The sequence below is a fragment of the Arthrobacter sp. SAFR-044 genome, from assembly GCF_059414985.1.
In genome coordinates this window covers 329,612-351,389 of record NZ_JBPFDN010000002.1, presented here as the reverse complement: position 1 = coordinate 351,389, position 21,778 = coordinate 329,612, and the positions used below count along the sequence as shown (strand labels likewise).

The 21,778-nt window shown below is 66.1% G+C and carries 24 protein-coding genes; 11 read left to right on the top strand and 13 right to left on the bottom strand.

Features of this window, described 5'->3' with window-relative positions; all coding sequences use genetic code 11:
- Positions 1-40 precede the first annotated feature (40 nt).
- The 4 genes from ACR65J_RS04390 (at position 41) to ACR65J_RS04375 (ending at position 3,218) form a co-directional block, all read left to right on the top strand.
- Positions 41-982: an aldo/keto reductase gene (locus tag ACR65J_RS04390; protein WP_440166391.1), complete on the top strand. Its 942-nt coding sequence runs from the start codon at positions 41-43 to the stop codon at positions 980-982.
- A 125-nt stretch (positions 983-1,107) separates the two neighbouring features.
- Positions 1,108-1,971 (top strand): HpcH/HpaI aldolase/citrate lyase family protein, encoded by an 864-nt coding sequence (locus ACR65J_RS04385; protein WP_440166389.1) that lies wholly within the window; start codon positions 1,108-1,110, stop codon positions 1,969-1,971.
- Between the two features lie 26 nt (positions 1,972-1,997).
- Complete coding sequence (locus ACR65J_RS04380; RefSeq protein WP_440166387.1) at positions 1,998-2,936, top strand: DUF2797 domain-containing protein; 939 nt, start codon at positions 1,998-2,000, stop codon at positions 2,934-2,936.
- 57 nt (positions 2,937-2,993) lie between these two features.
- Positions 2,994-3,218, top strand: a complete 225-nt coding sequence (locus tag ACR65J_RS04375) for a DUF3188 domain-containing protein (RefSeq protein ID WP_440166385.1) — start codon at positions 2,994-2,996, stop codon at positions 3,216-3,218.
- Here the strand turns inward: ACR65J_RS04375 and ACR65J_RS04370 are convergent.
- Both ACR65J_RS04370 and ACR65J_RS04365 read right to left on the bottom strand, forming a co-directional pair.
- Positions 3,208-4,896 carry a SulP family inorganic anion transporter gene (locus tag ACR65J_RS04370; protein WP_440166383.1) on the bottom strand — a complete coding sequence of 563 codons (1,689 nt, stop codon included), beginning with the start codon at positions 4,894-4,896 and terminating at the stop codon, positions 3,208-3,210. The two genes, ACR65J_RS04375 and ACR65J_RS04370, sit on opposite strands and share 11 nt — an antisense overlap.
- Positions 4,893-5,273, bottom strand: coding sequence for an ArsR/SmtB family transcription factor (locus ACR65J_RS04365; RefSeq protein ID WP_440166380.1), 381 nt, complete (start codon positions 5,271-5,273; stop codon positions 4,893-4,895). The genes ACR65J_RS04370 and ACR65J_RS04365 overlap by 4 nt, the downstream gene beginning before the upstream one ends.
- Before the next feature lie 130 nt (positions 5,274-5,403).
- Here ACR65J_RS04365 and ACR65J_RS04360 point away from each other — a divergent pair, with 130 nt between their 5' ends.
- From ACR65J_RS04360 to ACR65J_RS04340, 5 genes are all read left to right on the top strand, one after another.
- Entirely contained in the window at positions 5,404-5,865 is a 462-nt protein-coding gene (locus ACR65J_RS04360; RefSeq protein ID WP_440166378.1) for an FAS1-like dehydratase domain-containing protein, read from the top strand.
- A 2-nt stretch (positions 5,866-5,867) separates the two neighbouring features.
- Positions 5,868-6,305, top strand: a complete 438-nt coding sequence (locus tag ACR65J_RS04355; protein WP_440166376.1) for a MaoC family dehydratase — start codon at positions 5,868-5,870, stop codon at positions 6,303-6,305.
- Positions 6,306-6,426: 121 nt separating this feature from the next.
- Positions 6,427-7,494 carry a UDP-N-acetylmuramate dehydrogenase gene (locus tag ACR65J_RS04350; protein ID WP_440166374.1) on the top strand — a complete coding sequence of 356 codons (1,068 nt, stop codon included), beginning with the start codon at positions 6,427-6,429 and terminating at the stop codon, positions 7,492-7,494.
- Between the two features lie 37 nt (positions 7,495-7,531).
- On the top strand, positions 7,532-8,635 hold the full coding sequence (locus tag ACR65J_RS04345) for a winged helix DNA-binding domain-containing protein (RefSeq protein WP_440166372.1): 1,104 nt from the start codon (positions 7,532-7,534) through the stop codon (positions 8,633-8,635).
- A gap of 247 nt (positions 8,636-8,882) precedes the next feature.
- The gene (locus ACR65J_RS04340; protein ID WP_440166370.1) at positions 8,883-9,647 is read left to right on the top strand and encodes a polysaccharide deacetylase family protein; all 765 of its coding nucleotides are present in this window, start codon (positions 8,883-8,885) and stop codon (positions 9,645-9,647) included.
- A gap of 96 nt (positions 9,648-9,743) precedes the next feature.
- Here the strand turns inward: ACR65J_RS04340 and asd are convergent, their stop codons facing one another.
- From asd to ACR65J_RS04285, 11 genes are all read right to left on the bottom strand, one after another.
- A complete protein-coding gene (asd, locus tag ACR65J_RS04335; RefSeq protein WP_440166368.1) occupies positions 9,744-10,886 on the bottom strand; it encodes an aspartate-semialdehyde dehydrogenase in 1,143 nt (380 codons plus the stop codon).
- Positions 10,887-10,967: 81 nt separating this feature from the next.
- Positions 10,968-11,384 (bottom strand): hypothetical protein, encoded by a 417-nt coding sequence (locus ACR65J_RS04330; protein WP_440166366.1) that lies wholly within the window; start codon positions 11,382-11,384, stop codon positions 10,968-10,970.
- Between the two features lie 2 nt (positions 11,385-11,386).
- Positions 11,387-12,031, bottom strand: coding sequence for a hypothetical protein (locus ACR65J_RS04325; protein WP_440166364.1), 645 nt, complete (start codon positions 12,029-12,031; stop codon positions 11,387-11,389).
- A 23-nt stretch (positions 12,032-12,054) separates the two neighbouring features.
- Positions 12,055-13,041 (bottom strand): hypothetical protein, encoded by a 987-nt coding sequence (locus ACR65J_RS04320; RefSeq protein WP_440166362.1) that lies wholly within the window; start codon positions 13,039-13,041, stop codon positions 12,055-12,057.
- A 120-nt stretch (positions 13,042-13,161) separates the two neighbouring features.
- Positions 13,162-13,380, bottom strand: coding sequence for an NF038396 family protein (locus tag ACR65J_RS04315; protein ID WP_018760496.1), 219 nt, complete (start codon positions 13,378-13,380; stop codon positions 13,162-13,164).
- 4 nt (positions 13,381-13,384) lie between these two features.
- Entirely contained in the window at positions 13,385-13,969 is a 585-nt protein-coding gene (locus ACR65J_RS04310; protein WP_440166360.1) for a dihydrofolate reductase, read from the bottom strand.
- Positions 13,966-14,769 (bottom strand): thymidylate synthase, encoded by an 804-nt coding sequence (locus tag ACR65J_RS04305; protein ID WP_440166358.1) that lies wholly within the window; start codon positions 14,767-14,769, stop codon positions 13,966-13,968. Before ACR65J_RS04305 ends, ACR65J_RS04310 begins: the two co-directional genes overlap by 4 nt.
- Positions 14,770-14,815: 46 nt before the next feature.
- Positions 14,816-15,784 carry an NUDIX hydrolase gene (locus ACR65J_RS04300; RefSeq protein ID WP_440166356.1) on the bottom strand — a complete coding sequence of 323 codons (969 nt, stop codon included), beginning with the start codon at positions 15,782-15,784 and terminating at the stop codon, positions 14,816-14,818.
- Positions 15,785-15,793: 9 nt separating this feature from the next.
- Entirely contained in the window at positions 15,794-18,043 is a 2,250-nt protein-coding gene (locus ACR65J_RS04295; protein ID WP_440166353.1) for an RNA degradosome polyphosphate kinase, read from the bottom strand.
- A gap of 129 nt (positions 18,044-18,172) precedes the next feature.
- The gene (gene mshD / locus ACR65J_RS04290; RefSeq protein WP_440166351.1) at positions 18,173-19,141 is read right to left on the bottom strand and encodes a mycothiol synthase; all 969 of its coding nucleotides are present in this window, start codon (positions 19,139-19,141) and stop codon (positions 18,173-18,175) included.
- 33 nt (positions 19,142-19,174) lie between these two features.
- A complete protein-coding gene (locus tag ACR65J_RS04285; RefSeq protein WP_159631339.1) occupies positions 19,175-19,873 on the bottom strand; it encodes a winged helix-turn-helix transcriptional regulator in 699 nt (232 codons plus the stop codon).
- A gap of 340 nt (positions 19,874-20,213) precedes the next feature.
- Here ACR65J_RS04285 and ACR65J_RS04280 point away from each other — a divergent pair, with 340 nt between their 5' ends.
- Positions 20,214-20,981: a permease gene (locus ACR65J_RS04280; protein ID WP_440166665.1), complete on the top strand. Its 768-nt coding sequence runs from the start codon at positions 20,214-20,216 to the stop codon at positions 20,979-20,981.
- 173 nt (positions 20,982-21,154) lie between these two features.
- On the top strand, positions 21,155-21,763 hold the full coding sequence (locus tag ACR65J_RS04275; protein WP_142133067.1) for a nitrobindin family protein: 609 nt from the start codon (positions 21,155-21,157) through the stop codon (positions 21,761-21,763).
- The last annotated feature ends 15 nt before the right edge of the window (positions 21,764-21,778 follow it).

Here is a 21,778-nt window from a genome sequence, read left to right as displayed (position 1 = left end):
CACTGCCGAAGCAGGCTGTCCGGACGGGCGGCCGGGGCTGATGCAGGAAGTCATTTACGGCTGCATGGGGCTGGGCGGCAGTTGGTCTGAGGAACCCCATGGCACCCACCATGTGGAGCAGGCCGCTGCTGCCGTCCAGGCCGCCCTGGACGTGGGCACTACCTTGTTCGACCATGCGGACATCTACCGCGGCGGCAAGTCCGAGGCCGTGTTCGGTGAAGTGCTGGCCGGTACGCAGGGCCTGCGGGAGCGGATCCGGCTGCAGACCAAGTGCGGCATCCGGCTGAACGAGCGCGGCCTGCAGACGCACTACGACCTGAGCCGGGATGCCATCCTGGAACGCGTAAACGGCAGCCTCGAACGGCTCCGCACCGACTATGTGGACATCCTCCTGCTCCACCGCCCGGACCCCCTGGCGGACCCTGCGGAGGTGGGGGCCGCCGTCGGGCAGCTCATGGCCGAAGGCAAGGTCCGGCAGCTGGGTGTGTCCAACATGTCCGCCGCGCAGATCGAAGTGCTTCAGGACCGGCTGGAGACCCCCGTGGTGGCCAACCAGCTGGAGATGAGCCTGCTCAAGCGGGCGTGGCTGGAGAGCCAGGTCCTGGTCAACCATCCGGAACACCTGGACTACAGCTTTCCGCACGGCACGCTGGAGTACTGCACGCGCAACAGCATCACGTTGCAGGCGTACGGCTCCCTGGCCCGCGGCGCCTACACCGGCGCTGAACCGGAAAGCCCCACATCAGCCCGGGCCGCCACCGCGGAACTCGTGGCGCAGCTTGCGGGCCAGTACGGAACGTCCGGCGAGGCCGTCCTCCTGGGATGGCTGATGAAGCATCCGGCTGGGATCGCGCCGGTCATCGGCACGGCCAATCCCGACCGGATCCGGGCCTGCGGCGACGCGGCGCGGGTGGCAGGGGCCCTCACCCGTGCCGACTGGTACAAACTCTGGGTCACCGCACGGGGCAGCAACATCCCCTGAGCCTCCCAACTGCTGCCAGCTACTTTCCGCACCAGGCCGGTCACAACCCGTTTAGTTCGTATTGATCCTCACAAGCGGGCCGTTTTCTTCGCCGTGCCGCTCGCGGGCCGGATACTGTAGAAAGCATGACGTCTACCATCGCCGCCGAAACCGTTAGGCCGGAACGCAATATCCCCGCAGAGATCGCCCGTTCCTGGCTGCTGGTCAATGCCATGAAGCCGGAGCTCTTCGACCAGTCGGCCGTGTCCCGCGCCGATTCGATCATCCTGGATATCGAAGATGCGGTGGACCCCTCGCAGAAGGACCAGGCCCGGAACAACGTCATCGACTGGCTGACGTCCGGCGGCAAGGCCTGGGTCCGGATCAACGACGCCACCAGCCCGTTCTGGGCCGATGACCTTGCCGGCCTGCGCGGCACCCCGGGACTGCTCGGCGTGATGCTCGCCAAGACCGAGTCCGCGGACCAGGTGACCGAGAGCTACCACCGCATGGACGGCAAGACGCCCGTCATTCCGCTGGTGGAATCCGCCTTGGGCATCGAGGAAGCCAACCACATCGCCAAGGCCCAGGGCGCGTTCCGCCTGGCCTTCGGCTCCGGTGACTTCCGCCGCGACACCGGCATGGCCGCCACCCCGGAAGCCATGGCCTACCCGCGCGCCAAGCTCGTCGTCGCCAGCCGCGTGGGCAACCTGCCCGGCCCCATCGACGGCCCCACCGTCGGTACCAACCACCCCATCCTGCGCGAGCAGACCGGCATCACGGTGATGATGGGCATGACCGGCAAGCTCTGCCTGGCCATCGACCAGACCCCGGTGATTAACGAAGTCATCAGCCCCACGCCGTCGGACGTCGCCTGGGCCACCGACTTCATGAACGACTTCGAGGCAAACGGCCGCGTTATCCGTGACGGCTCCGACCTGCCCCGCCTGGGCCGCGCCGAAAAGATCATGAAGCTCGCGGTAGCCTTTGGGGTGCAGCCCGCGCTGTAGCGCCACCCACCACTTCAGGAGACCCCGTGACCGATACCCGCTATCTGGTCCACGGGGTCTTTTGGGATGGTCCGCCTGCTTCAACGCCAACGGACGACGGCGGCCCGGTCCTGCGCCTCCAGTCACCCGAGGGGGACTTCCTGGAGATCAGCCTCAGGGCGGGCAGCCGGCTCGGCTTCAAGGTGGTGGAACCCGGAAGGTTCTGCTTGGGCCACGTCCAGGTCCAGTCAGCAGGCTCCCGCCGCCACATCCTGTGCGGCTCGGCCGCCCCGGCGCTTCGGGGCAAGCAATGCGAGCGGTGCTTCGTGCTGGACGAGTCCCGCCTGATGCACGACTTCCACCGCGGCGGCAGGGTAACCCCTGGCCTGCGGGACTACCTGATGCAGGAACACTGGCTCTACGTGGCCACGTTCGCGGGAGGCGCCACCAAGGTGGGAACGGCCTCCGGCCCACGGAAGTGGAACCGTTTGGCGGAGCAGGGGGCCGCAGTGGCGAGGTACGTTGCGAGGGCGGAGGATGGCCGTGTGGTGCGGGTCCTCGAGGACCTGGTAACTGCCGGGGTTGGGCTGACGCAGCAGGTGCGCTCTGCAGCAAAGGCGGAGGCGCTGCTGCAGCCGCTCCCGGCCAAGGCGCTGGACGCCGTCAATGCCCGCGCGGCCGGTGACGTGCAGGCCCTGCTGGCGCGCACCGCCGTCGACGGCTTCCAGGCTGTGGAGGAGCAGTGGCTGCGGCCCGCGCATGCTGAACCCCTTTACGGAAGGACGCCGCGCCACGCCTACCCGCACGCGCTGGACCAGGGACAGCACGGCTTCAGCATCGCAGCCCTGGGCGGGGCCAACGCGCTGGCGCGGCTGGACGGCACGGACGCCGAATTCGTGGTCAACCTGTCCCGGCTGGCCGCCCGGACCGTCGTGCTGGGGGAGTACGCCTCGGAGGTGCCGGCAGTACAGGAACCCTTGTTCTGAACGTCGGGGTCACGGCCCAGGCCGCCGGGGTGGCTGCGGACTCGGTAGACTTGGACGGTGCTGAACGAATTCTGGGCCACCGCGCCCACCCGCTACAAAGTCCTGGTCTTCAGCGCGATGGGACTGATCGCCGTCGGCATCATCCTTAACCTGGTGGGCAACACCAGCGGCAACCAAGCACTGGCCATGGCTTCCCTTCCCCTCATCGGGCTGGGGCTGGTCCTCCATGTCGTGGGCATCGTGGTCCGCGGCCAGGCGATCCGCAGGAACCTCAAGCGCTAGCTGCCGCCGCGTTCCGCAGGACGTGGCTGCGGGCGTGGTCAACGGCATCCGGCAATTCCTCAAACAGGTGCTTGTGGTGCCGCAGGGAACGGATCACGCCCACGTTGGTCACCAGGTCAAGATGGTCCGGCCGGACGCCCTTGAGCAAAACGGTGATGCCGCGCAGCTCCAGCGCGGAAATCACCTCCACCAGGGCGTGGGCACCGGTGGCGTCGAGCATCCGCAGCTGGGACAACCTGATGATGGCCACCTGAACGTCCTTGACCTGGCTGATCTCCTGGAGGATGCGTTCGGCGGCGCCAAAGAACATCGCCCCATCCAGCCGGAAGAGCGCGATGTGTTCGTCTCCTTCCACCGGGGGACCCGGAATACCCTCGCGCTGGACGCCGCTCAGGGAGGCGAAGGTCCGCAGGGCGAAGAGGGCTGCCGCGGCCAGTCCAATCTGGATGGCAACGATGAGGTCGAATGCCACGGTAATGACCGCCGTGAGCACGAAAACAGCGGCATCTGCCCGCGTGGAACGCAGGATGGCGGTGATGGTGCGCTGCGAGACCATTCGCACCGCAGTGACCATCAGGACCCCGCCAAGTGCTGCCAGCGGGATGCGGCTGACCATTCCGGACGCCAGATAGGTGATGCCCAGCAGTACGACGGCGTGCACAGCTGCGGCCAGGCGGGTCCTCGCCCCGGAACGCACGTTCACCGCCGTCCGCGCAATCGCACCGGTGGCGGGCATCCCGCCGAACAGGCCGGCGGCGATGGAAGCCAGACCTTGTCCCATCAGCTCGCGGTCGGGGCTGTAGGCGCCGGTCGGCCTGCCGTCCGGCCCGGCCATCCCGGCGGCCACCCGCGCCGAGAGCAGTGACTCAATGGCAGCCAGGACGGCGACAGCCACGGCGGGCATCACCAGGCTGCCCAGGGAGGAAAGATCGAAAGCGGGGAGGGCCGGCGCCGGAAGGGAATGCGGCAGTGCACCGATCCGCGGGACGTCCAGCTGCAGGATTTCGGCAGCGGCCGTCGCTAGGAGGACCGCCAGCAGGCTGGCTGGAACGGCGCGGAACAGCTTCTGCACCAGGACCATCACGACGGCGACTCCCGCCACGAGCGCGAGCGTCAGCAGGACCGTCGGAGCGGCGGAGCCCGCTGCCGCCTCCACCGCGGCCAGGAGGGTGTTGTGCCCCGGGGTGCCTGACGTTCCCGTGGCCAGCGGAACCTGCTGGAGGAAGATGATGGCGGCGATTCCCAGCGTGAAGCCCTCAACCACCGGCCAGGGAATGAAGGCCACGGCCCGGCCCAGGCCACTGAAGCCGAGGGCGCAGACCAGCAGCCCTGCCATCAATGACAAAAGGGCAACGCTCCCGACACCGTGGACCGCCACCACGGGTGCCAGCACCACCACCATGGCGCCCGTGGGCCCGGACACCTGCACGGGGGACCCGCCCATGACGGCCGCCACCATGCCGGCCACGATCGCCGTGATGAGGCCTGCTTCGGCGCCCACCCCGGAGCTGACGCCGAACGCCAGGGCCAGCGGCAACGCCACAATGCCCACGGTGATCCCGGCCAGCAGGTCGGTGCGCCACGTGGCGGCGAGCCCGGCGTAATCCTTCCGGGACGGAAGGAACCGGGTGAGCCCCCTGGGGGCCGTGCCGGAGGCAGCGACAGTATTCGCGGTCACGAGGCCGACCCGCCGGCCAGGTGGTCCGCCGGGAGCTGCTGCGCAAGCCGGAGCTGCTCGTTGGAGCCAGCCAGGCTGTCCAGGAGGAAGGTCCGGGCAATGGCCAGCAGCTGCGACACCCCCGGGTGGGCGAGTTGGTACGTCACCGCGTTGGCACTGCGTACCGAGGTCACCACCTTGTGCTTCCGCAGGGTGGCCAGGTGCTGGGAAAGGTGGGAGGCCTCCAGCCCGGTTTCTGCCAGGAGGTAGCTCACCGGCGCAGACTCCTGCGGCGCCGCGGCCAGCAGTTCAAGGATCCGGATCCTGGCAGGGTGGGCCAGCCCCTTGAACAGGTTCGCTTTGATCTCGTAGAGCGGGGCTTGGGCGGAAGACAGCATCAGACGGAGCGCTCCTGTGCGCGATGGCCGCCCGGAATGACCGCGGGCAGCGGATTGATGGAATGATGAATCCATCATATCATTGCGCCCTGCGCCTTTTGAAGGGGGTGGCAGCGATAGGCTGGAATCCATGACTATCAATCCGGACCTGCAGGGCCGCAGCTACCCTGCCGCAGAGGTGTACGACGTCGGCCGCGAAAAAATACGCGAGTTCGCGCGCGCAGTAAAGGCCACCCACCCTGCGCACTTTGACGTGGACGCAGCAAAGGCCCTGGGCCACTCCGATCTGGTGGCACCGCCCACTTTCGCCATCATCATTGCCCAGCGCGCCGACGCCCAGCTCATCGAGGATCCGGAAGCCGGCATCGACTTCTCCCGCGTGGTCCATGCCGACCAACGCTTCACGCACCACCGGCCCATCGTTGCCGGCGACCGGCTTGTCGCCGAACTGCATGTCGACGGCGTCCGCGCCATGGGCGGCGGCGCCATGATCACCACCCGCTCGGAGATCCTCGCCCTCGGTGCCGGCGACGCGCGGGAACCCGTCACCACCACCACGTCATCCATCCTGGTCCGCGGAGAGGGACAGTAACCATGAGCCCCAGCTTCAACGAACTCAGCGCCGGACAGGAAATCGGCAGGCGCACCGTCGAGGTCACCCGCACCGACCTGGTCAAGTACGCCGGCGCCTCCGGCGACTTCAACCCCATCCACTGGAACGAAGCCTTCGCCACCGGCGTGGAACTGCCCGGCGTCATCGCGCACGGCATGTTCACCATGGGCTCGGCCGTCCAGCTGGTGACTGACTGGGCAGGCGACCCGGCCGCCGTCGTCGACTTCCAGACCCGTTTCACCAAGCCGGTCCTGGTCACGGACACCACCGGAACCGATGAGCCCGGCGCCACCATCGAGGTCAGCGGCACCATTGGAAAGCTCGACGCCGAGGCCGGCACCGCCCGCGTGGACCTTACCGTGGTCTCCGCCGGGCAAAAGGTCCTGATGAAGGCCCAGGCCCTCGTCAAGTTGTCCTAGCCGGCCACGCTGCGGGCATCCTGGATTCGCTCCTGGCCGTGATGGTGATGCCCGCGGTGAGCTTCGTGCTGTCGCCCGGTGGCCCGGAAGCCCAACCAGGTTTCCCTAGTATTGTTGTCGGGTGACTCCCACGCTTCTTTCCTCCCTGACCACATCCGCCGTCGGAGGCCCTGCCGGCAAGTACGTCGAGGCCCGCACCGAGGCGGAGATCATCGACGCCGTCCGGTCGGCGGATGCCGCGGGGGAACAGGTCCTGATTGTCGGCGGCGGGTCCAACCTCCTGGTTTCCGACGACGGGTTCCCCGGGACCGTCATCAGGATCGCCTCCGAGGGGTTCACGGTCAACGCCGAGGACTCGTGCGGGGGAGTGGCGGTGGTGGTGCAGGCCGGCCACAACTGGGACAGGCTGGTGGAGCACGCGGTACGCCACGCCTGGTCCGGAATCGAGGCGTTGTCCGGCATCCCCGGGTCTACCGGTGCCACGCCTGTCCAGAACGTGGGTGCGTACGGGGCCGATGTTTCCCAGACCATCGCGGCCGTCCGCACCTGGGACCGTGAGCGGAATGCTGTACAGACCTTCACCAATTCGGAGTTGAAGTTCGGCTACCGGGACTCCATCCTCAAGCAGACTACGGTCAACGGCTCGCCCCGGTATGTGGTCCTCACCGTCGAGTTCCAGCTGCCGCTGGGGCGGATGAGCGCGCCGATCCGTTACGCCGAGCTGGCCCGGGCCCTCAGCGTGGAAGTTGGCCAGCGCGCCTACGCCAATGACGTCCGCCGCGAAGTGCTCCGCCTGCGTGCCTCCAAGGGGATGGTGTGGGACAGTGCGGACCGGGACACCTACTCCACAGGTTCCTTCTTCACCAACCCCATCGTGCCGGCTGAGGTGGCGGGCAAGCTGCCGGAGACCGCACCCCGTTACCCGGCAGGGCAGGATGGACTGGTGAAACTGTCTGCGGCGTGGCTGATCGACCAGGCAGGCTTCGGGAAGGGCTTCGGCCTGGAAGCGGACGGCGTGGCCGGCGGCCGGGCGTCGCTGTCCACCAAGCACACCCTGGCCATTACCAACCGAGGCTCCGCCAGCGCCGCCGACATGGTGGCCATTGCACGGGAGGTGCGCGCCGGCGTCGAACGCCGCTTCGGCATTTCGCTGAACCCGGAGCCGCTGCTCATCGGCCTCGAACTTTAATCGTCCCGGCAGGCCGCGCCGGGCCTAGGATGGGCGCATGGCTGCATCTGGTGCCCTGCGCGACGGCAGGATGATCGGCAGGCTCCGGCTGGCGTCCCAGCGGCTTGCCGGGATGGAGGCCACCTCCGTGCCGGAGCTGGTCCGCTGGATGACCGCCATGCAGGCCCAGGACCTGCCCGCGGCGCTGTGGGCGGTGGGCGTCCGCGTGCCTGGGGCGGGACTTTCCCAGGTGCGGGCTGCCATTGATGCAGGAACGGTGGTGCGGTCATGGCCCATGCGCGGGACCCTGCATTTGGCCGCTCCCGAAGACTTGCGCTGGATGCTGGACCTCACGGCTGAACGGCTCACCAGGAGCATCGCGGCGCGCCACCGGCAGTTGGACATCAGCTGGGCGGATGTGGAGAAGGCACGCGACCTGGCCCTGGACCGCATCCTGGCTGACGGTCCCATCAGCCGTTCCGGGCTGTTCAAGGTGTTCGACCACGGAGGCCAGCCCACGCAGGGCCAGCGCGGCATCCATCTCCTGGGTTCGCTCTGCCGGCACGGATGGCTGGTGCTGGGGCCCCTTGCCGGAAACCAGCAGCTGATCGCGGCATTCGACGAATGGATACCCTCGTCCCGGAGCCTGGAACGGGAGGAAGCCCTCGCCGAGTTCCTGCTGCGCTACTTCCGCAGCCACGGGCCTGCCACCCTCCGCGACTTCGCCTGGTGGACGCAGCTGCCCCTGACGGAGGCGCGGAGGGCGTTTGAGAACGTCCGGCACGGGCTGGTGGAGCTGGCGTTCGGGGGAACCAGCTATTGGCTGTCCCCGGACGTCGTGGCCCTCCTGGACTCCAGGGTGCCAGGTGCGCGGTCCCTTCACCTGCTGCCCGGTTTCGATGAATTCGTCCTCGGCTACACGGACCGCAGCCTGGTCCTGGCACCGGAGCACTCCGACCTGATCGTTCCCGGTGGCAACGGTGTCTTCAAAAAGACGGTGGTTGCCGCGGGGAAGGTGATTGGCACCTGGGCGCTGCAGGGCAGGGGGCCGCATGCCGTCGTCGTACCCGAACTCTTCGGCGACACCAAGCCCGTCACGGCAGCAGCCGAGGCGGCTGTTGCACGCACCGCCAAACGCTACCTTGCCTTTCTCGGCGGCTGACAAGGGTCCAGGCGCTTTCGCCTCGCAGCGGATGGCTGGCTGGGGGCGAGTAGTGGGCGACAGCAATTCGCGTAGTGGCCACTCTGGCCGTACGGGTCAGGCGGGTTTACCGTGTCTTCATTGCGCGAGCGTGAGCTGCCGAGCTTGCAGAGACAATGGGCGACGGCGCCCACTTGAAGACGCTGCCTGCTTGAACAGGCAGGACTCTCCCCAGAGCAGGAACCACGACGTTAGGGTCGAGGACAAGATGAACATTATGAACCGAATCCGGGTAATAGGGGCCTCCGTCACCCTGGCACTCGGCGCCGCTTTGCTTTCGGTCGCCCCTGCCGCCCATGCCGCAGACGCGATGGTGAGTGTGACCTTTGACGATGGCTGGGCCAGCCAGTACAACAACGCGCTGCCCATCCTGAAGAAGTACGGGGTTCCGGCCACGCTGTACGTCCTCTCGGGATCGATCAACACGCCCGACTACATGACGCAGGCCCAAATACAGGCCTTCGCAGACCGGGGCGACGAGATCGCGTCCCACACAGTCACCCACCCTGACCTGACCAAACTTAAAGCCGCCCAACTCGAAAAAGAGCTTGCCCAAAGCAAGGCCACTCTGCAACAGATGTTCGGTCCGTCCGCGGCGCTGGATTTCGCCTCCCCCTTTGGGGCCTATAACGCGACCACCACTGCGGCCGTCCAGAAGTATTATGCAACCCAGCGCAACACCGACGACGGCTTCAATGCCCGGGCCGGTTTCAACCCCTACAACATCCTGGTGCAGAACGTCGACTCCAGCACCACCACCGCCACGGTCAAGGGCTGGATCAGCTCCGCGAAAGCAAACAACACGTGGCTGGTATTGGTCTACCACGAGGTGGGGGTGAGTATCGGGCAGGACATTTACCATACGCGCACTGCCGTGCTCGATGCCCATATGGCGGCAGTGAAGGACAGCGGCCTGCCCATGGTTACTGTCCGCCAGGGCGCCAACGCCCAGGCCTCAGTGAACGCACCATAAGGGACCCTGGCGAATCCGGGGTAACTAAAAGAGCGGCCCGACCTGCATAAGCACTGCTTTATACAGGTCGGGCCGCTCGTCAGGCAGCTATCGGGGCTACAGCTGCCCCGTGGCGATGTTGAGCATGCGGCGCAGCGGCTCGGCGGCACCCCACAGCAGCTGGTCGCCGACCGTGAACGCGCTGATGTACTGCGGGCCCATCTCCATCTTGCGGATGCGGCCCACCGGGATGTCCAGGGTGCCGGAAGCGGCCACCGGGGTGAGCTCGGCCATGGAGGCTTCCTTGGTGTTGGGAACCACCTTGGCCCACTGGTTGTCCTCGTCCAGCAGCTTCTCGATCTCGGCTACCGACAGGTCCTCGCGCAGCTTCAGCGTCAGGGCCTGGGAGTGGGAGCGCATGGCACCGATGCGGACGCAGAGGCCGTCCATGATCACCCGGTTTTCGTCCGTGGTGCCCAGGATCTTGTTGGTTTCCACCCCGGCCTTCCACTCTTCCTTGGACTGCCCGTTGCCCAGGTCCGCGTCGATCCAGGGGATCAGGGAGCCGGCCAGGGGGACGCCGAACTGGGTGGCGTCGATGTCGGTGCGCTGGTGGGCCAGGACCTTGCGGTCGATCTCCAGGATGGCCGACGCCGGGTCGTCCAGTTCCGTGCTGACCTCGGCGTTGAGCGTGCCGAACTGGCTGAGCAGTTCGCGCATGTGCCGGGCGCCGCCGCCGGAGGCAGCCTGGTAGGTCATGGAGGTTCCCCACTCCACCAGGCCGTTCTTGAACAGGCCGCCGAGGCCCATGAGCATGCAGGAGACGGTGCAGTTGCCGCCGATGAAGTCCTTGGTGCCGTTGACCAGGCCCTTGTCGATGACATCGCGGTTGATGGGGTCCAGCACGATGATCGAGTCGTCATTCATCCGCAGGGTGGAGGCTGCGTCGATCCAGAGGCCGTCCCAGCCGCGGCTGCGGAGGTCGCCGTGAACCTGCTTGGTGTAGTCGCCGCCCTGCGCGGTGACGATAATGGGCAGCTTGGCCAGGGTGTCGAGGTCGAACGCGTTCTCGAGCTTGCCGGCACTGCCTCCTGCTGTTCCAGCAATAGACGGCGCGGCACCTCCCGCGTTGGAGGTGGAGAAGAACACCGGGTTGATGTTGGCGAAGTCGCCCTCGTCCTGCATGCGCTGCATCAGGACGGAACCGACCATGCCGCGCCATCCGACCAAGCCGACGGAAGGGGTAGCTGCTGTAGTCATTCGACTAGTTTAGACTTCGCATCCGGAAGGGCGCAGTCGGTTACGTCACGCCCCGCGTGTACCTCATGCCCGCCGTGCGGTTCATTCGCTGACGTGTCCTGCTCCAGGTTCCGGTACGTGCCGTTCCTTGCGCAGTTTCTTGGCCCGGTATTCATCCCTCGCCATGCTGAAGGTATACCAGGCTCCAAAAATGCTGAACGCGGTGAGGACCAAGGCGCCCCAGAACGGCTGGCCACCATCAGGTAAAGGACGCACCAGTATCACCAGGGAAAGAATGACCAGGACCACCATGACGGCAGCGAGGATTCCCATGCCCCACCACGACCGCACCTGCACGTGTCCGCGCCCGGGAGAAAAACCGATCTCTTCGCCGGGATAGCTGTGCAGTTCCCCTGTACTGGTCCTGCGCAGAACGCGCTTCTCACCCCGGGCAAGAGCGGCCTTGTGCTCGGCATAAACCTCATCATTGCGGCGTTCACGGTCGCGGTCGAATGTCACAGTCAGTCCTGCCGGATGGTTCGGATGTGGCCAAGAAGAGCGGTGTCGTCTACGCCGCTGGTTTCAGTGACGTCTGTCTGCCGGGGTGTGGAGATGCCGATCGTCCAGGATTGGTCGCCGCCGTTCTTCACGTACAGTGTCTGCCCCTTGGGATCTTCGCGGCGGCGGAGTGTGGCGCCGCCTTGGGGGTTATCGCGCAGATGCTGCTTGATCACCATGAAATTGGCCTCGGCGGCTGTAACATCGGGCCGCTGCGCCATGGCCCACCAAGTGAAGTAGGCCCTGGGCTGGAACAGCAGATTAATGTCCCCGCCTTCCATGCCAATGACGCTGTCGCCACCCTCTGCCGTCAGCAGGGAAATCTCCATCCGGCGGCTGGCGGAGGAGAGAAGGGCAGCCACGGCGGCAGTTGGTCCTGACACAGAGAGGAGCCCGTCACTTTCGGCTTTGGCCAAGCCCCGGGCCACCAGTGACGAAGCGCCCGCGCTCACCATGTCCGTGTTGTTCAGATAGCCGTCCACCCTCAGTGCTTCAGCGCTGAGCACGGCAGCGTCCCCGCCCTGGAGGCTTGCAAGGGTAACCATCTCGGCAAAGCCATATCCGATGGCATCCGGCATCGAGGGGGCTTCCGTTGTTGTCTCAGTCATCGTCAGTACCTCTCATTGTGGGCTCAGAATCCAAAGAAGTCGCCGACTTTTTCAGCGGCATCCCCAGCGCCTTCCCAGGCTTCCCCGGCACCATCGGCGATGGATCCGCCGATGGCATTGACTGTTTCCTTGACTATCGGAACATTGTCATAGATGGCCAGCGCTCCGGACGCCACCATCGCCGCAGTTCCTACAGGCGGGGGAGCGAAACTGGCTACTCCCAGGCCGGCCTTGATACCGGAGTAAACGGCAGCACCGGCATCGCCTTCCTTGATGTTGTTGACGGTGTCCAGCACATCAAGGCCAACTCCGATTCCGCCCAGGGCTTTACCGCCGAATTCGAAGAACTTGGCCGCCTTGCCGCCCTCGGCGAGGTTCAGGGCCGTGTCCCACCTGCCGTCGAACAACTCGGAAGAGGTGTTGAAATACTGGCTCAGCATGTTTGAGTCCTGGAACGCCTTCGCGACATTCCGGAAGTCCTTGGAGAACAAGAACTCGGCCACGTTGTCTGCCTTGCTGATGAAATGGGGAAGATCGAACAGTCCTGCCCGCAGATTCGGCAGCGCCTTGGTGAGGTTGTAAATGTCCCAGCCGCTGCGGAAAGGAGAATTGGGGTTCGTGAGCCAGTCCGGGCCCCAGGGATCGTTGCTGCCCTGCCCCGGGATTGCCGGGCGCGGGCCGTTGTTTCCGACAGGCGAACCGGTGCCAGGTCCGCCACCGGCGCCGGAGCCCGAGCCTTTGGTGCTGGCCTTCTCCTGCTCATCAGCGTTCCTGAGCAGCACCTTTGATTCCTGCTGGAGCCGCGAGACAGTTTGCTGAAGAAGCGTGCGGTGGCTGCTGTTCCAGTCAGACCGGAACCGCTGGGCGTCTGCGCCTTTCCAGGCCGGGTTGTTGTTGATCTGGCTGCTCAGCTGCGTGGACTGCTGCTGCAGCAGGTCCGCCGTCTTGCTGAACTGCTGCGCGAGGGTCCGCAGTTGCTCGACGTCGGCGCCCCACAAAGTACCTGCCACCAGGATTCCCCCCAATATTCATCCAACAGCCCCCAGAGTGCTGCGTGCACCAGCCTAGGGCAGGAGCGTGCCGCCCGCGATGGGGCGGTCTCCCCATGCAAACAGCAGCAGTCCCGGGTTTTAGCTTTGGTCCGACTGCTCCAGCACCGCGGCCTTCCGCGCGCGCAGTGCGAAAAACGCCCCGAAGGTGAACACCTGTGTGACCACCACCAGGACGATGGCCCCGGCGATCTTGTTGCCGCCCAGGATCATGGTCAACCCTACGATCGCGGACAGCAGCGCCAGGAGGGGCAGCAACATGTAGCCCAGGACGAACAGGGTTTCCGGTTTCTTCAGCATTTTCCTAGCCCTCGGTCCGTGACCATTTGGTGAATCGGTAGCGTGTGCCGTTGGCGGCCGTGAGCCAGCCATCCGGCGGGACGGAGGCGGTGGCCTCCCAACTGGTGCCAAGCTCGGGGGCGAACGTGTCGCCGTCGGCCTTCACGTCAATGGTGGTGACCACCGCAACGTTGGCGAGGTCGGTCGACTGGCGGAAGACATCGCCGCCGCCGAGGATCCAGACGGTTTCGCCGCCGTCGACGAACTGCGACTCAAGGAGCGCGTCATCCAGGGAGGGAACCACGACGGCGCCCTCCGCCTCGGGCGTGTCGGCCCAGGCTTTCTGCCGGGTAATGACGATGTTGGTGCGGCCGGGCAGGGGCCGGTACTTGTCCGGGAAGGACAGCCAGGTCTTGCGGCCCATGATCACCGGGTGGCCGGTGGTCAGCCGGGTGAAGTGCTTGAGGTCCTCCGGCAGGTGCCAGGGCATGTCTCCGTCCTTGCCGATGACGCCGTCGGACGTCTGCGCCCACACCAGCCCAACACCGGTGATCGACTCGGCCAGTTCCTCCGTAAAGGACTGCGGATCCGTGAAATTTTCGGTGCTCATACAGCGATCGGCGCCTTGATCGTGGGGTGGTGCTGGTAGCCCACCACGTCGAAGTCCTCCAGCGTGTAGTCGAAAATCGAGGCCGGCTTGCGGGTGATCTTCAGCCGCGGGTACTCGTACGGCTCCCGTTCCAGCTGTTTGAGGACCTGGTCCATGTGGTTCTCGTAGATGTGCACGTCCCCGCCGGTCCACACGAATTCGCCGGGTTCAAGGCCCACCTGCTGGGCGACCATGCAGGTAAGAAGTGCGTACGAGGCGATGTTGAAGGGGACGCCCAGGAACATGTCAGCGGAGCGTTGGTAGAGCTGGCAGGAGAGCTTGCCGTTTGCCACGTAGAACTGGAAGAACGCGTGGCAGGGAGGGAGCGCCATGTCGTTGAGCTCGGAGACGTTCCACGCAGACACGATGTGCCGGCGCGAGTCAGGATTGGACTTCAGGTTTTCGATAAGTTCGGCGATCTGGTCGATGTGGCCGCCGTCCGGGGTGGGCCAGCTGCGCCACTGCACGCCGTAGACGGGGCCCAGGTCGCCGTCCTCATCCGCCCACTCGTTCCAGATGGTGACGCCCTGGTCCGTCATCCACTTGATGTTGGTCTCGCCCCGCAGGAACCACAGGAGCTCTACTGCCACGGACTTGAAATGGACCCGCTTGGTGGTGATCAGCGGGAAGCTCCGTGAAAGGTCAAAGCGGATCTGGCGCCCGAAAACGCTGGTGGTTCCGGTGCCCGTGCGGTCCGATTTATGGGTGCCGGTGGCCAGGACATCGCGCAGGAGGTCTTCATAAGGCGTTGGAATGCTCACGCCCCAAGTCTACTTTGAATGCCTCTTGACTCGTGGGAGGGCCGGGTCAGTCATCGAAGGGCTTGAACTGCTCTACCGCTACGACCTGTTTCTTACCGCTGTTGGCCACATGGCAGACCACCACCTCGCCCGGAGACAGGAACGGCTCGCGGGCGGGCAGGAGCTTTGCCAGGTGTGGTGGCATGTGGGTAGCCAATTGCTTGAGCACTGTGGGCAGGGCGGGCCGGTGGGTGCAGACCACCACGGCCCGTTGCTTGTCGACAAGGGATTCGATGACGGCTGCGGTCTTTTTCGGACTGCGCTGGTGCTTGTGCTCGGTCAGGCCTTCCGCCAGCTTCACCTTGGCGCCCGTGGCCCGCGCGTACGGGGCAACGGTGGCAACGCAGCGCAACCAGGGGCTGGTGACAACCCGCATCGGCTTCCATGCCTGCAGGAGCCGCCCCACAGCCTGGGCCTGGCGGGATCCGGTGGCCGCCAGTGGACGCTCACCCTCGGCCTTGCTCCAGGACGCACGCGGCTTGGCCTTGGCATGGCGGAGCACCAGCAGGGGCCACGTGTCCAGCCCGCCGCGTTCATGCGCGTCGCGCAGGTATTCAAGAGGTACGACGTCGGACGGGTTGGACAGCAGGCGGGCGGCCTTTTCGGGGGCACACCACATCACGCTGTCCACCTCCTTGCCGTCCGGAACCAGGGTCTCGCCGTTGACCTTGACCGCCCAGTAATGGACCACCTTGAGGCCAGAGGCCACGTGGTAGTGGATGGGCGGCAGCGGTATGCCCAGCGGCGCTTTGAGCCCGATCTCCTCCCACACCTCACGGAGGGCGCATTCCGGGACGGTTTCGCCGGCGTCGATTTTTCCCTTGGGCCAGGACCAATCGTCATAACGGGGCCGGTGGATCAGCAGGACCTCCAGGCCGTCCCTGCCGGCGCGCCAGGGGATGGCGCCCGCAGCGGTGACGGCTACCGGTTCCCCCGGGTGGTCAGTCTGGTCGGCTACGAGTGCATCGCTCGACAACGCGGCTGCCTATCGCCGGCTCAGGCTGCGTTGCCGCGGCCGGGACGCCAACAGCCAGGACTGGACGTCTTCAAGCGGCTTCCCGTCCTCGGACAGGTGGTGCCGGATCCAGCGGCCCTCGTTGTCCAGGTGCCAGCTGGAGGTTTCCGGGTCCATGTAGCGGCGCAGGAGGTCAAGGACGTAGGTGATGTCGTCCGGGCTGCTCAGCTGCACCAGCGCCTCCACCCGGCGGTCCAGGTTCCGGTGCATCATGTCCGCGGATCCGATGTACACCACGGGGTCCCCGCCGTTGGCAAAGGCGAACACCCGCGAGTGTTCAAGGAACCGGCCCAGGATGGAACGCACCGTGATGTTGTCGCTCAGGCCGGGAACGCCGGGGCGCAGCGAGCAGATGCCGCGGACCACCACGTCTACCTTCACGCCCGCCTGGGATGCGCGGTACAGGGAGTCGATGATGGCTTCGTCCACCATCGAGTTCACCTTGATCTGCACATGGCCCGGCACACCTGCCCGGGCGTTGCGGATCTCCGTCTCGATCCGGTCGATGAGGCCGGACCGCACGGAGCGGGGCGCCACCAGGAGCCGCTTGAACGTCGACTTGGGGGCGTAGCCGGAAAGCTGGTTGAACAGCTTGGAAAGGTCCTCGCCCACCTGGTCATTGGCAGTCAGCAGGCCCAGGTCCTCGTAATACCGTGCGGTGCGCGGATGGTAGTTGCCTGTGCCGATGTGGCAGTAGCGGCGCAGCCCGTCCACTTCCTGCCGCACCACCAGCGAAAGCTTGCAGTGCGTCTTCAGGCCCACGATTCCGTACACCACGTGCACGCCGGCCTGTTCCAGTTTGCGGGCCCAGGAGATGTTGGCCTGCTCATCGAACCTTGCCTTGATTTCCACCAGGGCCAGGACCTGCTTGCCGGCCTCGGCGGCATCGATCAGGGCGTCCACAATGGGGGAGTCACCGGAGGTGCGGTAGAGGGTCTGCTTGATGGCCTGGACCTTCGGGTCCGACGCAGCCTGCTCCAGGAACGCCTGAACAGAGGTGGAGAACGAATCGTACGGGTGGTGCAGCAGGATGTCCCGGCGCCGCATGGCAGCAAAGACGTTGGCGGCCTTGGATGTTTCGGACTCGTTCAGGTACCGCGAGGTATGCGGAACGTGCTTGGGGTAGTGCAGGTCCGCCCGGTCGATACCGGCAATGACGGACAGGCCCCGCATATCCAGCGGCGCCGGCACCGAGTACACCTCGGACTCTTCGACGCCCAGCTCACGGATCAGCAGCGCCCGGATGTTGGGGTTGATGTCGTTGGTGACTTCCAGCCTGACGGGCGGCCCGAACCGGCGGCGCAGGAGTTCCTTCTCGAGTGCCTGCAGGAGGTTCTCGGCGTCGTCCTCTTCGACCTCCACGTCCTCGTTGCGCGTGACGCGGAAAGTGTGGTGCTCCAGGACCTCCATGCCCGGGAACAGTTTGTCCAGGTGGACGGCGATGACTTCCTCGAGCGCAATGAACCGTGCCACCCGGCCCGGTACCGCACCGGCGCGGGGGCCGTCGATGGAGATCAGCCGCGGCAGCTGGTCCGGGACCTTGACGCGGGCGAAGAGTTCCTTGTCGCTGACCGGGTTCCGGACCACCACGGCGAGGTTCAGCGACAGACCCGAGATGTACGGGAACGGGTGGGCCGGATCCACGGCAAGGGGCGTGAGGATGGGGAAGACTTTTTCCGCGAACATGACGCTGAGCTGCTGCTGGGCGGCGTCGTCCAGTTCCCCCCACTGCATGACGTGGATGTGCTCATAGGCCAGGGCGGGGCGGATCTGCTCGGCAAAAACCTGCGCATGCCGCTGCTGGAGCCGGTGGGCTTCCTCGCTGATCCGCTCCAGGACCTCGACCGGGCTGAGGCCGGCCGGGGAGGGGACGGCAAGTCCGGTGGCGATGCGGCGCTTGAGGCCGGCCACGCGGACCATGAAGAACTCGTCCAGGTTGGAGGCGAAGATGGACAGGAAGCTGACCCGCTCCAGCAGGTGGAGGGTGGAATCTTCCGCCAGTTCCAGGACGCGGGAGTTGAAGGCAAGCCAGCTCAGTTCGCGGTCAAGGAACCGGTCAGGCCTGATGTCGCCTTCCGGCTGCAGGTTCGGCGCGAATTCAGGGATGTCGATCCGGTCCTGGGTGGCCCGTGATGCCGGCACCTCGGAGGAGCCGAAGCGGGCCCGGACAGGCACCGCAACATCCTGGGACGTGGCTGTTCCGGACGGTTCCGGGTTCATGGCTTCTCCTCTAGCTGGCGCTCCAGTGCCGGCGCTTCCGCCCCGCGCGGCTCCATTTCAACCTTACAAGCATTCAACCGCCCCACCGCCTTTGTTTTACGCCGCGCCAGGGATTGGTTCCCGCCCTGCCTACCCGCCGGCGGGGCCGTACATGACGTCCATGTCCCAGCGGGCGAAGCCGAGCCGGCGGTACAGGGCAACGGCCGGGGCGTTGTCCGCATCCACGTAGAGCATCACGCCGTTCAGTCCCGCGTCCCGAAGGTGCTTGATGCCGGCAATGGTCAAAGCCTTGCCCAGCCCCGTGCCCTGTGCCTCCGGTGTCACGCCCACCACGTAAACCTCGCCGATGGCAGGGTGCTCGCCGTGGCGGGGGTGGACCTTGGTCCAGTGGTACCCCAGCAGGCGCCCGTCCCGGTCTTCCGCCAGGAGGAAACCGGACGGGTCGAACCAGTCCTCCGCCATGCGCGCCTCGAGGTCGGTCCTGGTGAGGCTGCCCTGCTCAGGGTGGTGGGCGAAGGCCGCCCGGTTGGCGGCCAGCCAGGCTTCCTCATCCTTGCCCGGCACGAAGGCGCGGATGGCCACCCCGTCCGGAAGGCCGGCGTCGGGCAGGTCCGCGCCCGCCGTCGTCATCCGCATCTTCCACAACTCGCGCACCGGCGCGTACCCGTAGCGGGCAGCAAGGTCGGCCGCGGCCTCGTGGTTGCCGTGGGACCACGCGTTGAGCCCGTCAAAGCCGCGGACTTCCTTTAGCGCGCCCACCAGCCGGTCCGCCACACCCTGGTTCCGGTAGGAGGGATGGACGGCGATTTCCAGGATGCCGGTTCCGTCCGGCTCTTCAACCACGACGGCGAAGCCCGCCAGATCCTGGCCGGTTACCGGGTCGGAGTCCTCGTCCGGCGCGTAGAGGGCCAGCGTCAGCAGGCTGTGCTCCCCTGAATCCCCGGCGCGCATGGTCACCAGGGTTTGCTCGGAAACAGAGGGATTGCCGTCCGATTCCTCAGCCGCGGCCAAAAGGTCGCGGCAGTCTTTCAGCAGTTGCTGGTCCACTCCGCCCCGGACGACATGGACGGGCCACTTCTGCGGATGCGCTGGAGTCATGAGCCAAGGCTATATGCCGGCGCCGGTCCAGGCTCAGGCCTCGGTGAGTTCATCTTCCTGCTGCCGGACCAGGGTGAGGCGGTAGCCCACGTTCCTGACGGTGCTGATCAGGTTCTCGTGGTCCGCGCCGAGCTTGGCACGAAGCCGCCGGACGTGGACATCCACCGTGCGTGTGCCGCCGTAGTAGTCGTAGCCCCAGACCTCGGTCAGCAATTGCTGCCGGGTGAAAACGCGGCCGGGATGCTGCGCCAGGTATTTCAGGAGTTCGAACTCCTTGAAGGTCAGGTTCAGCGGGGCCCCGTTGACCCGGGCGGTGTAGCTTGCCTCATCGATGACGACGCCGGCGGCACGGATCTCGCTCGGCGTGTCTTCCTGCTCGGGCACCGCCCGGGCAACGGACAGCCGGATGCGGGCCTCCACCTCGGCGGGCCCGGCGGAATCAAGGACGATGTCGTCAACTGCCCAGGCGGAGGACACCGCCGCCATGCCGCCCTCAGTGAGGATCAGCACGAGCGGGGCGCTGAGGCCAGTGGCTTTCAGGAGCTGGGTGAGGGAGCGGGCCCCCACCAGGTCCTTGCGCGCGTCGAGCAGGACAATGTCGCAGGGGTCTGTTTCGAGGAGGGCCGTCGGCTCGGCGGGGAGGATATGGACCCTGTGGTTCAGCAGCTCAAGGGCAGGCAGGATGTCCACCGAAGAACCGGTGCTGTTGGTCAGTAACAGGATGTGCGACATTGTTCCTCCAAGGGCCGTCCGCGCATCGTTGGGCGACTGAACCGGATTCTCACCGGCCGGTACTGGCTTCCTGCAGGAGGTTTTGGTCCGTCAGCATGCCGCCGGCCAGCCACCTCAGCAGGGAGCGTAGCTGAACCTTGAGTATACCCGGCAGCCCCTTCCACGCCACAGATCCGGGACGTGGACAGACGCATTTTGCGACATATCCAGTTCATATAAGGCAGGATTGGACCAGGGCGGACCCGCCCTGCCATGAGGGGGCTGACCAGCCTTCCGGCCGATCGCCAGGATGGGAAAACAGCGCAGTGAGTGCACCGACGAAGCACAGGCCGGGCCCCGCATGACGCCGGAACTGCAGGCACCCGTGCGGTCGCTTGGCTCCTGGACCGTCGGCGTCGTCGGGATCGCCGGCCTCATTGCCATCATCGCGGGGGTGTACGCCTCCCCGGAGGCACTCGTGGTGGTGGGCATCCTGGTTGCCGCAGCGGTGGGTATCGGCTGGCCGCACTTCCTGCGCATTCCCGCCAAGAAGACCCTGGCCGCCGTCATCGCCCTGCCGGGTGCAGGCGCCGCAGTGGCGGCCGCCCTGGCGCCGGCTCCCGGATACCTGGACTGGACGCCGGCCTTCGTTGCACTGGGAATGATGGCCGTCTTCGTGGTGCAGCTGATCCGCGGCACCGGGCAGGCGCAGCGGCTGGAGTCCACCCTGGGCTGCTGCGCCGGTGTCCTGCTGTCCTGCCTCGGCGCCGGCTGGATTGCAGGCTCCCGTTTCAACGGTGTCCGCGAGATGCTCCTGGTGGCGGCCATCAGCGCGGCGGTGGCCCTGCTGGCCGGGCTCATCCGCTGGCCGGACAGCATCGTTGCTCCGCTGGGTGTGGTGCTTGCAGGCCTGGCCGGTCCGCTCGCGGGGCTGGTCCTGTCGGACATCGCCGTCCTGCCGGCCGCCGTCTTCGGTGTGGTTGTGGGTGCCGTCCTTGCGAGCTTCAGGCGGCTGGCCACGCTCCGCGGCGCTCCACTGAACATCCCGGCGGCGCTGGGCATGGGCCTTGCCCCTGTTTCGGCCGTCGGATCCCTCGCGTACTTCATAGACAAACTACTCATCTACTAACGGGTTAGGATGGCACCATGTCCGTACTTGCTTTTGAAATCTTCTTCCTTGTCCTGCTCGGCCTCGCGAGCGTGTCCATGGCCTGGTTCGCCGGCTTCGTGGTCTACCGCCTCTTCAAGGGCCAGAAGTAGCCACCCCTTTACCAGGACCGGCCGTTTCTGGAGGTAATACCAATGCCTATTGAGATTCCTACAGACCTGACCCCCGAACTGGTCCCCCTTTCCTGGCTCATTGGTGAGTGGGAGGGCCGTGGCCGGCTGGGCAGCGGCGATGAGGATTCCGAACACTTCCTGCAGCACGTTTCCTTCACCCACAACGGCCTGCCGTACCTGCAGTACCGTGCCGAAAGCTGGCTGACCGACGACGAGGGAACGCGCCTGCGGCCCCTTACCGTCGAGACGGGCTTCTGGGCGCTGGAGCGCAAGCAGCTTGATGCTGACGGCGGTCCCGGGCTGGTGCCTGCGGATATCGTGCCGGTGCTGAAGAGTGCCGACGAGGTTGAAGCGCTGCGCAACAAGGACGGCGGATTCGACATCTCCGTGTCCATCTCGCACCCCGGCGGAATCTCTGAGCTGTACTACGGCCAGATCAAGGGCCCCCAGATCCAGCTGACCACCGACATGGTGATGCGCGGCAGCCACTCGAAGGACTACAGCGCGGCCACCCGCATTTTCGGCCTGGTGGACGGCAACCTTTTGTGGCGGTGGGACGTTGCCACTGGCGGCGAGGCAGGGAAGGGCCTGGAGGCGCACGCCTCCGCGTTCCTGCACCGGGTTTCCTGACCAAAAAGAGGGTCT

Coding starts and splice junctions, on each gene's coding strand:
- ACR65J_RS04325 (WP_440166364.1), bottom strand. CDS start 12,031: ATGACTGAGACAACAACGGAAGCCCCCTCGATGCCGGATGCCATCGGA.
- ACR65J_RS04295 (WP_440166353.1), bottom strand. CDS start 18,043: ATGAACCCGGAACCGTCCGGAACAGCCACGTCCCAGGATGTTGCGGTG.
- mshD (WP_440166351.1), bottom strand. CDS start 19,141: ATGACTCCAGCGCATCCGCAGAAGTGGCCCGTCCATGTCGTCCGGGGC.
- ACR65J_RS04340 (WP_440166370.1), top strand. CDS start 8,883: ATGAACATTATGAACCGAATCCGGGTAATAGGGGCCTCCGTCACCCTG.
- ACR65J_RS04285 (WP_159631339.1), bottom strand. CDS start 19,873: ATGTCGCACATCCTGTTACTGACCAACAGCACCGGTTCTTCGGTGGAC.
- ACR65J_RS04365 (WP_440166380.1), bottom strand. CDS start 5,273: ATGCTGTCTTCCGCCCAAGCCCCGCTCTACGAGATCAAAGCGAACCTG.
- ACR65J_RS04355 (WP_440166376.1), top strand. CDS start 5,868: ATGAGCCCCAGCTTCAACGAACTCAGCGCCGGACAGGAAATCGGCAGG.
- ACR65J_RS04310 (WP_440166360.1), bottom strand. CDS start 13,969: ATGAGCACCGAAAATTTCACGGATCCGCAGTCCTTTACGGAGGAACTG.
- ACR65J_RS04360 (WP_440166378.1), top strand. CDS start 5,404: ATGACTATCAATCCGGACCTGCAGGGCCGCAGCTACCCTGCCGCAGAG.
- asd (WP_440166368.1), bottom strand. CDS start 10,886: ATGACTACAGCAGCTACCCCTTCCGTCGGCTTGGTCGGATGGCGCGGC.
- ACR65J_RS04275 (WP_142133067.1), top strand. CDS start 21,155: ATGCCTATTGAGATTCCTACAGACCTGACCCCCGAACTGGTCCCCCTT.
- ACR65J_RS04345 (WP_440166372.1), top strand. CDS start 7,532: ATGGCTGCATCTGGTGCCCTGCGCGACGGCAGGATGATCGGCAGGCTC.
- ACR65J_RS04280 (WP_440166665.1), top strand. CDS start 20,214: ATGACGCCGGAACTGCAGGCACCCGTGCGGTCGCTTGGCTCCTGGACC.
- ACR65J_RS04385 (WP_440166389.1), top strand. CDS start 1,108: ATGACGTCTACCATCGCCGCCGAAACCGTTAGGCCGGAACGCAATATC.
- ACR65J_RS04315 (WP_018760496.1), bottom strand. CDS start 13,380: ATGCTGAAGAAACCGGAAACCCTGTTCGTCCTGGGCTACATGTTGCTG.
- ACR65J_RS04390 (WP_440166391.1), top strand. CDS start 41: ATGCAGGAAGTCATTTACGGCTGCATGGGGCTGGGCGGCAGTTGGTCT.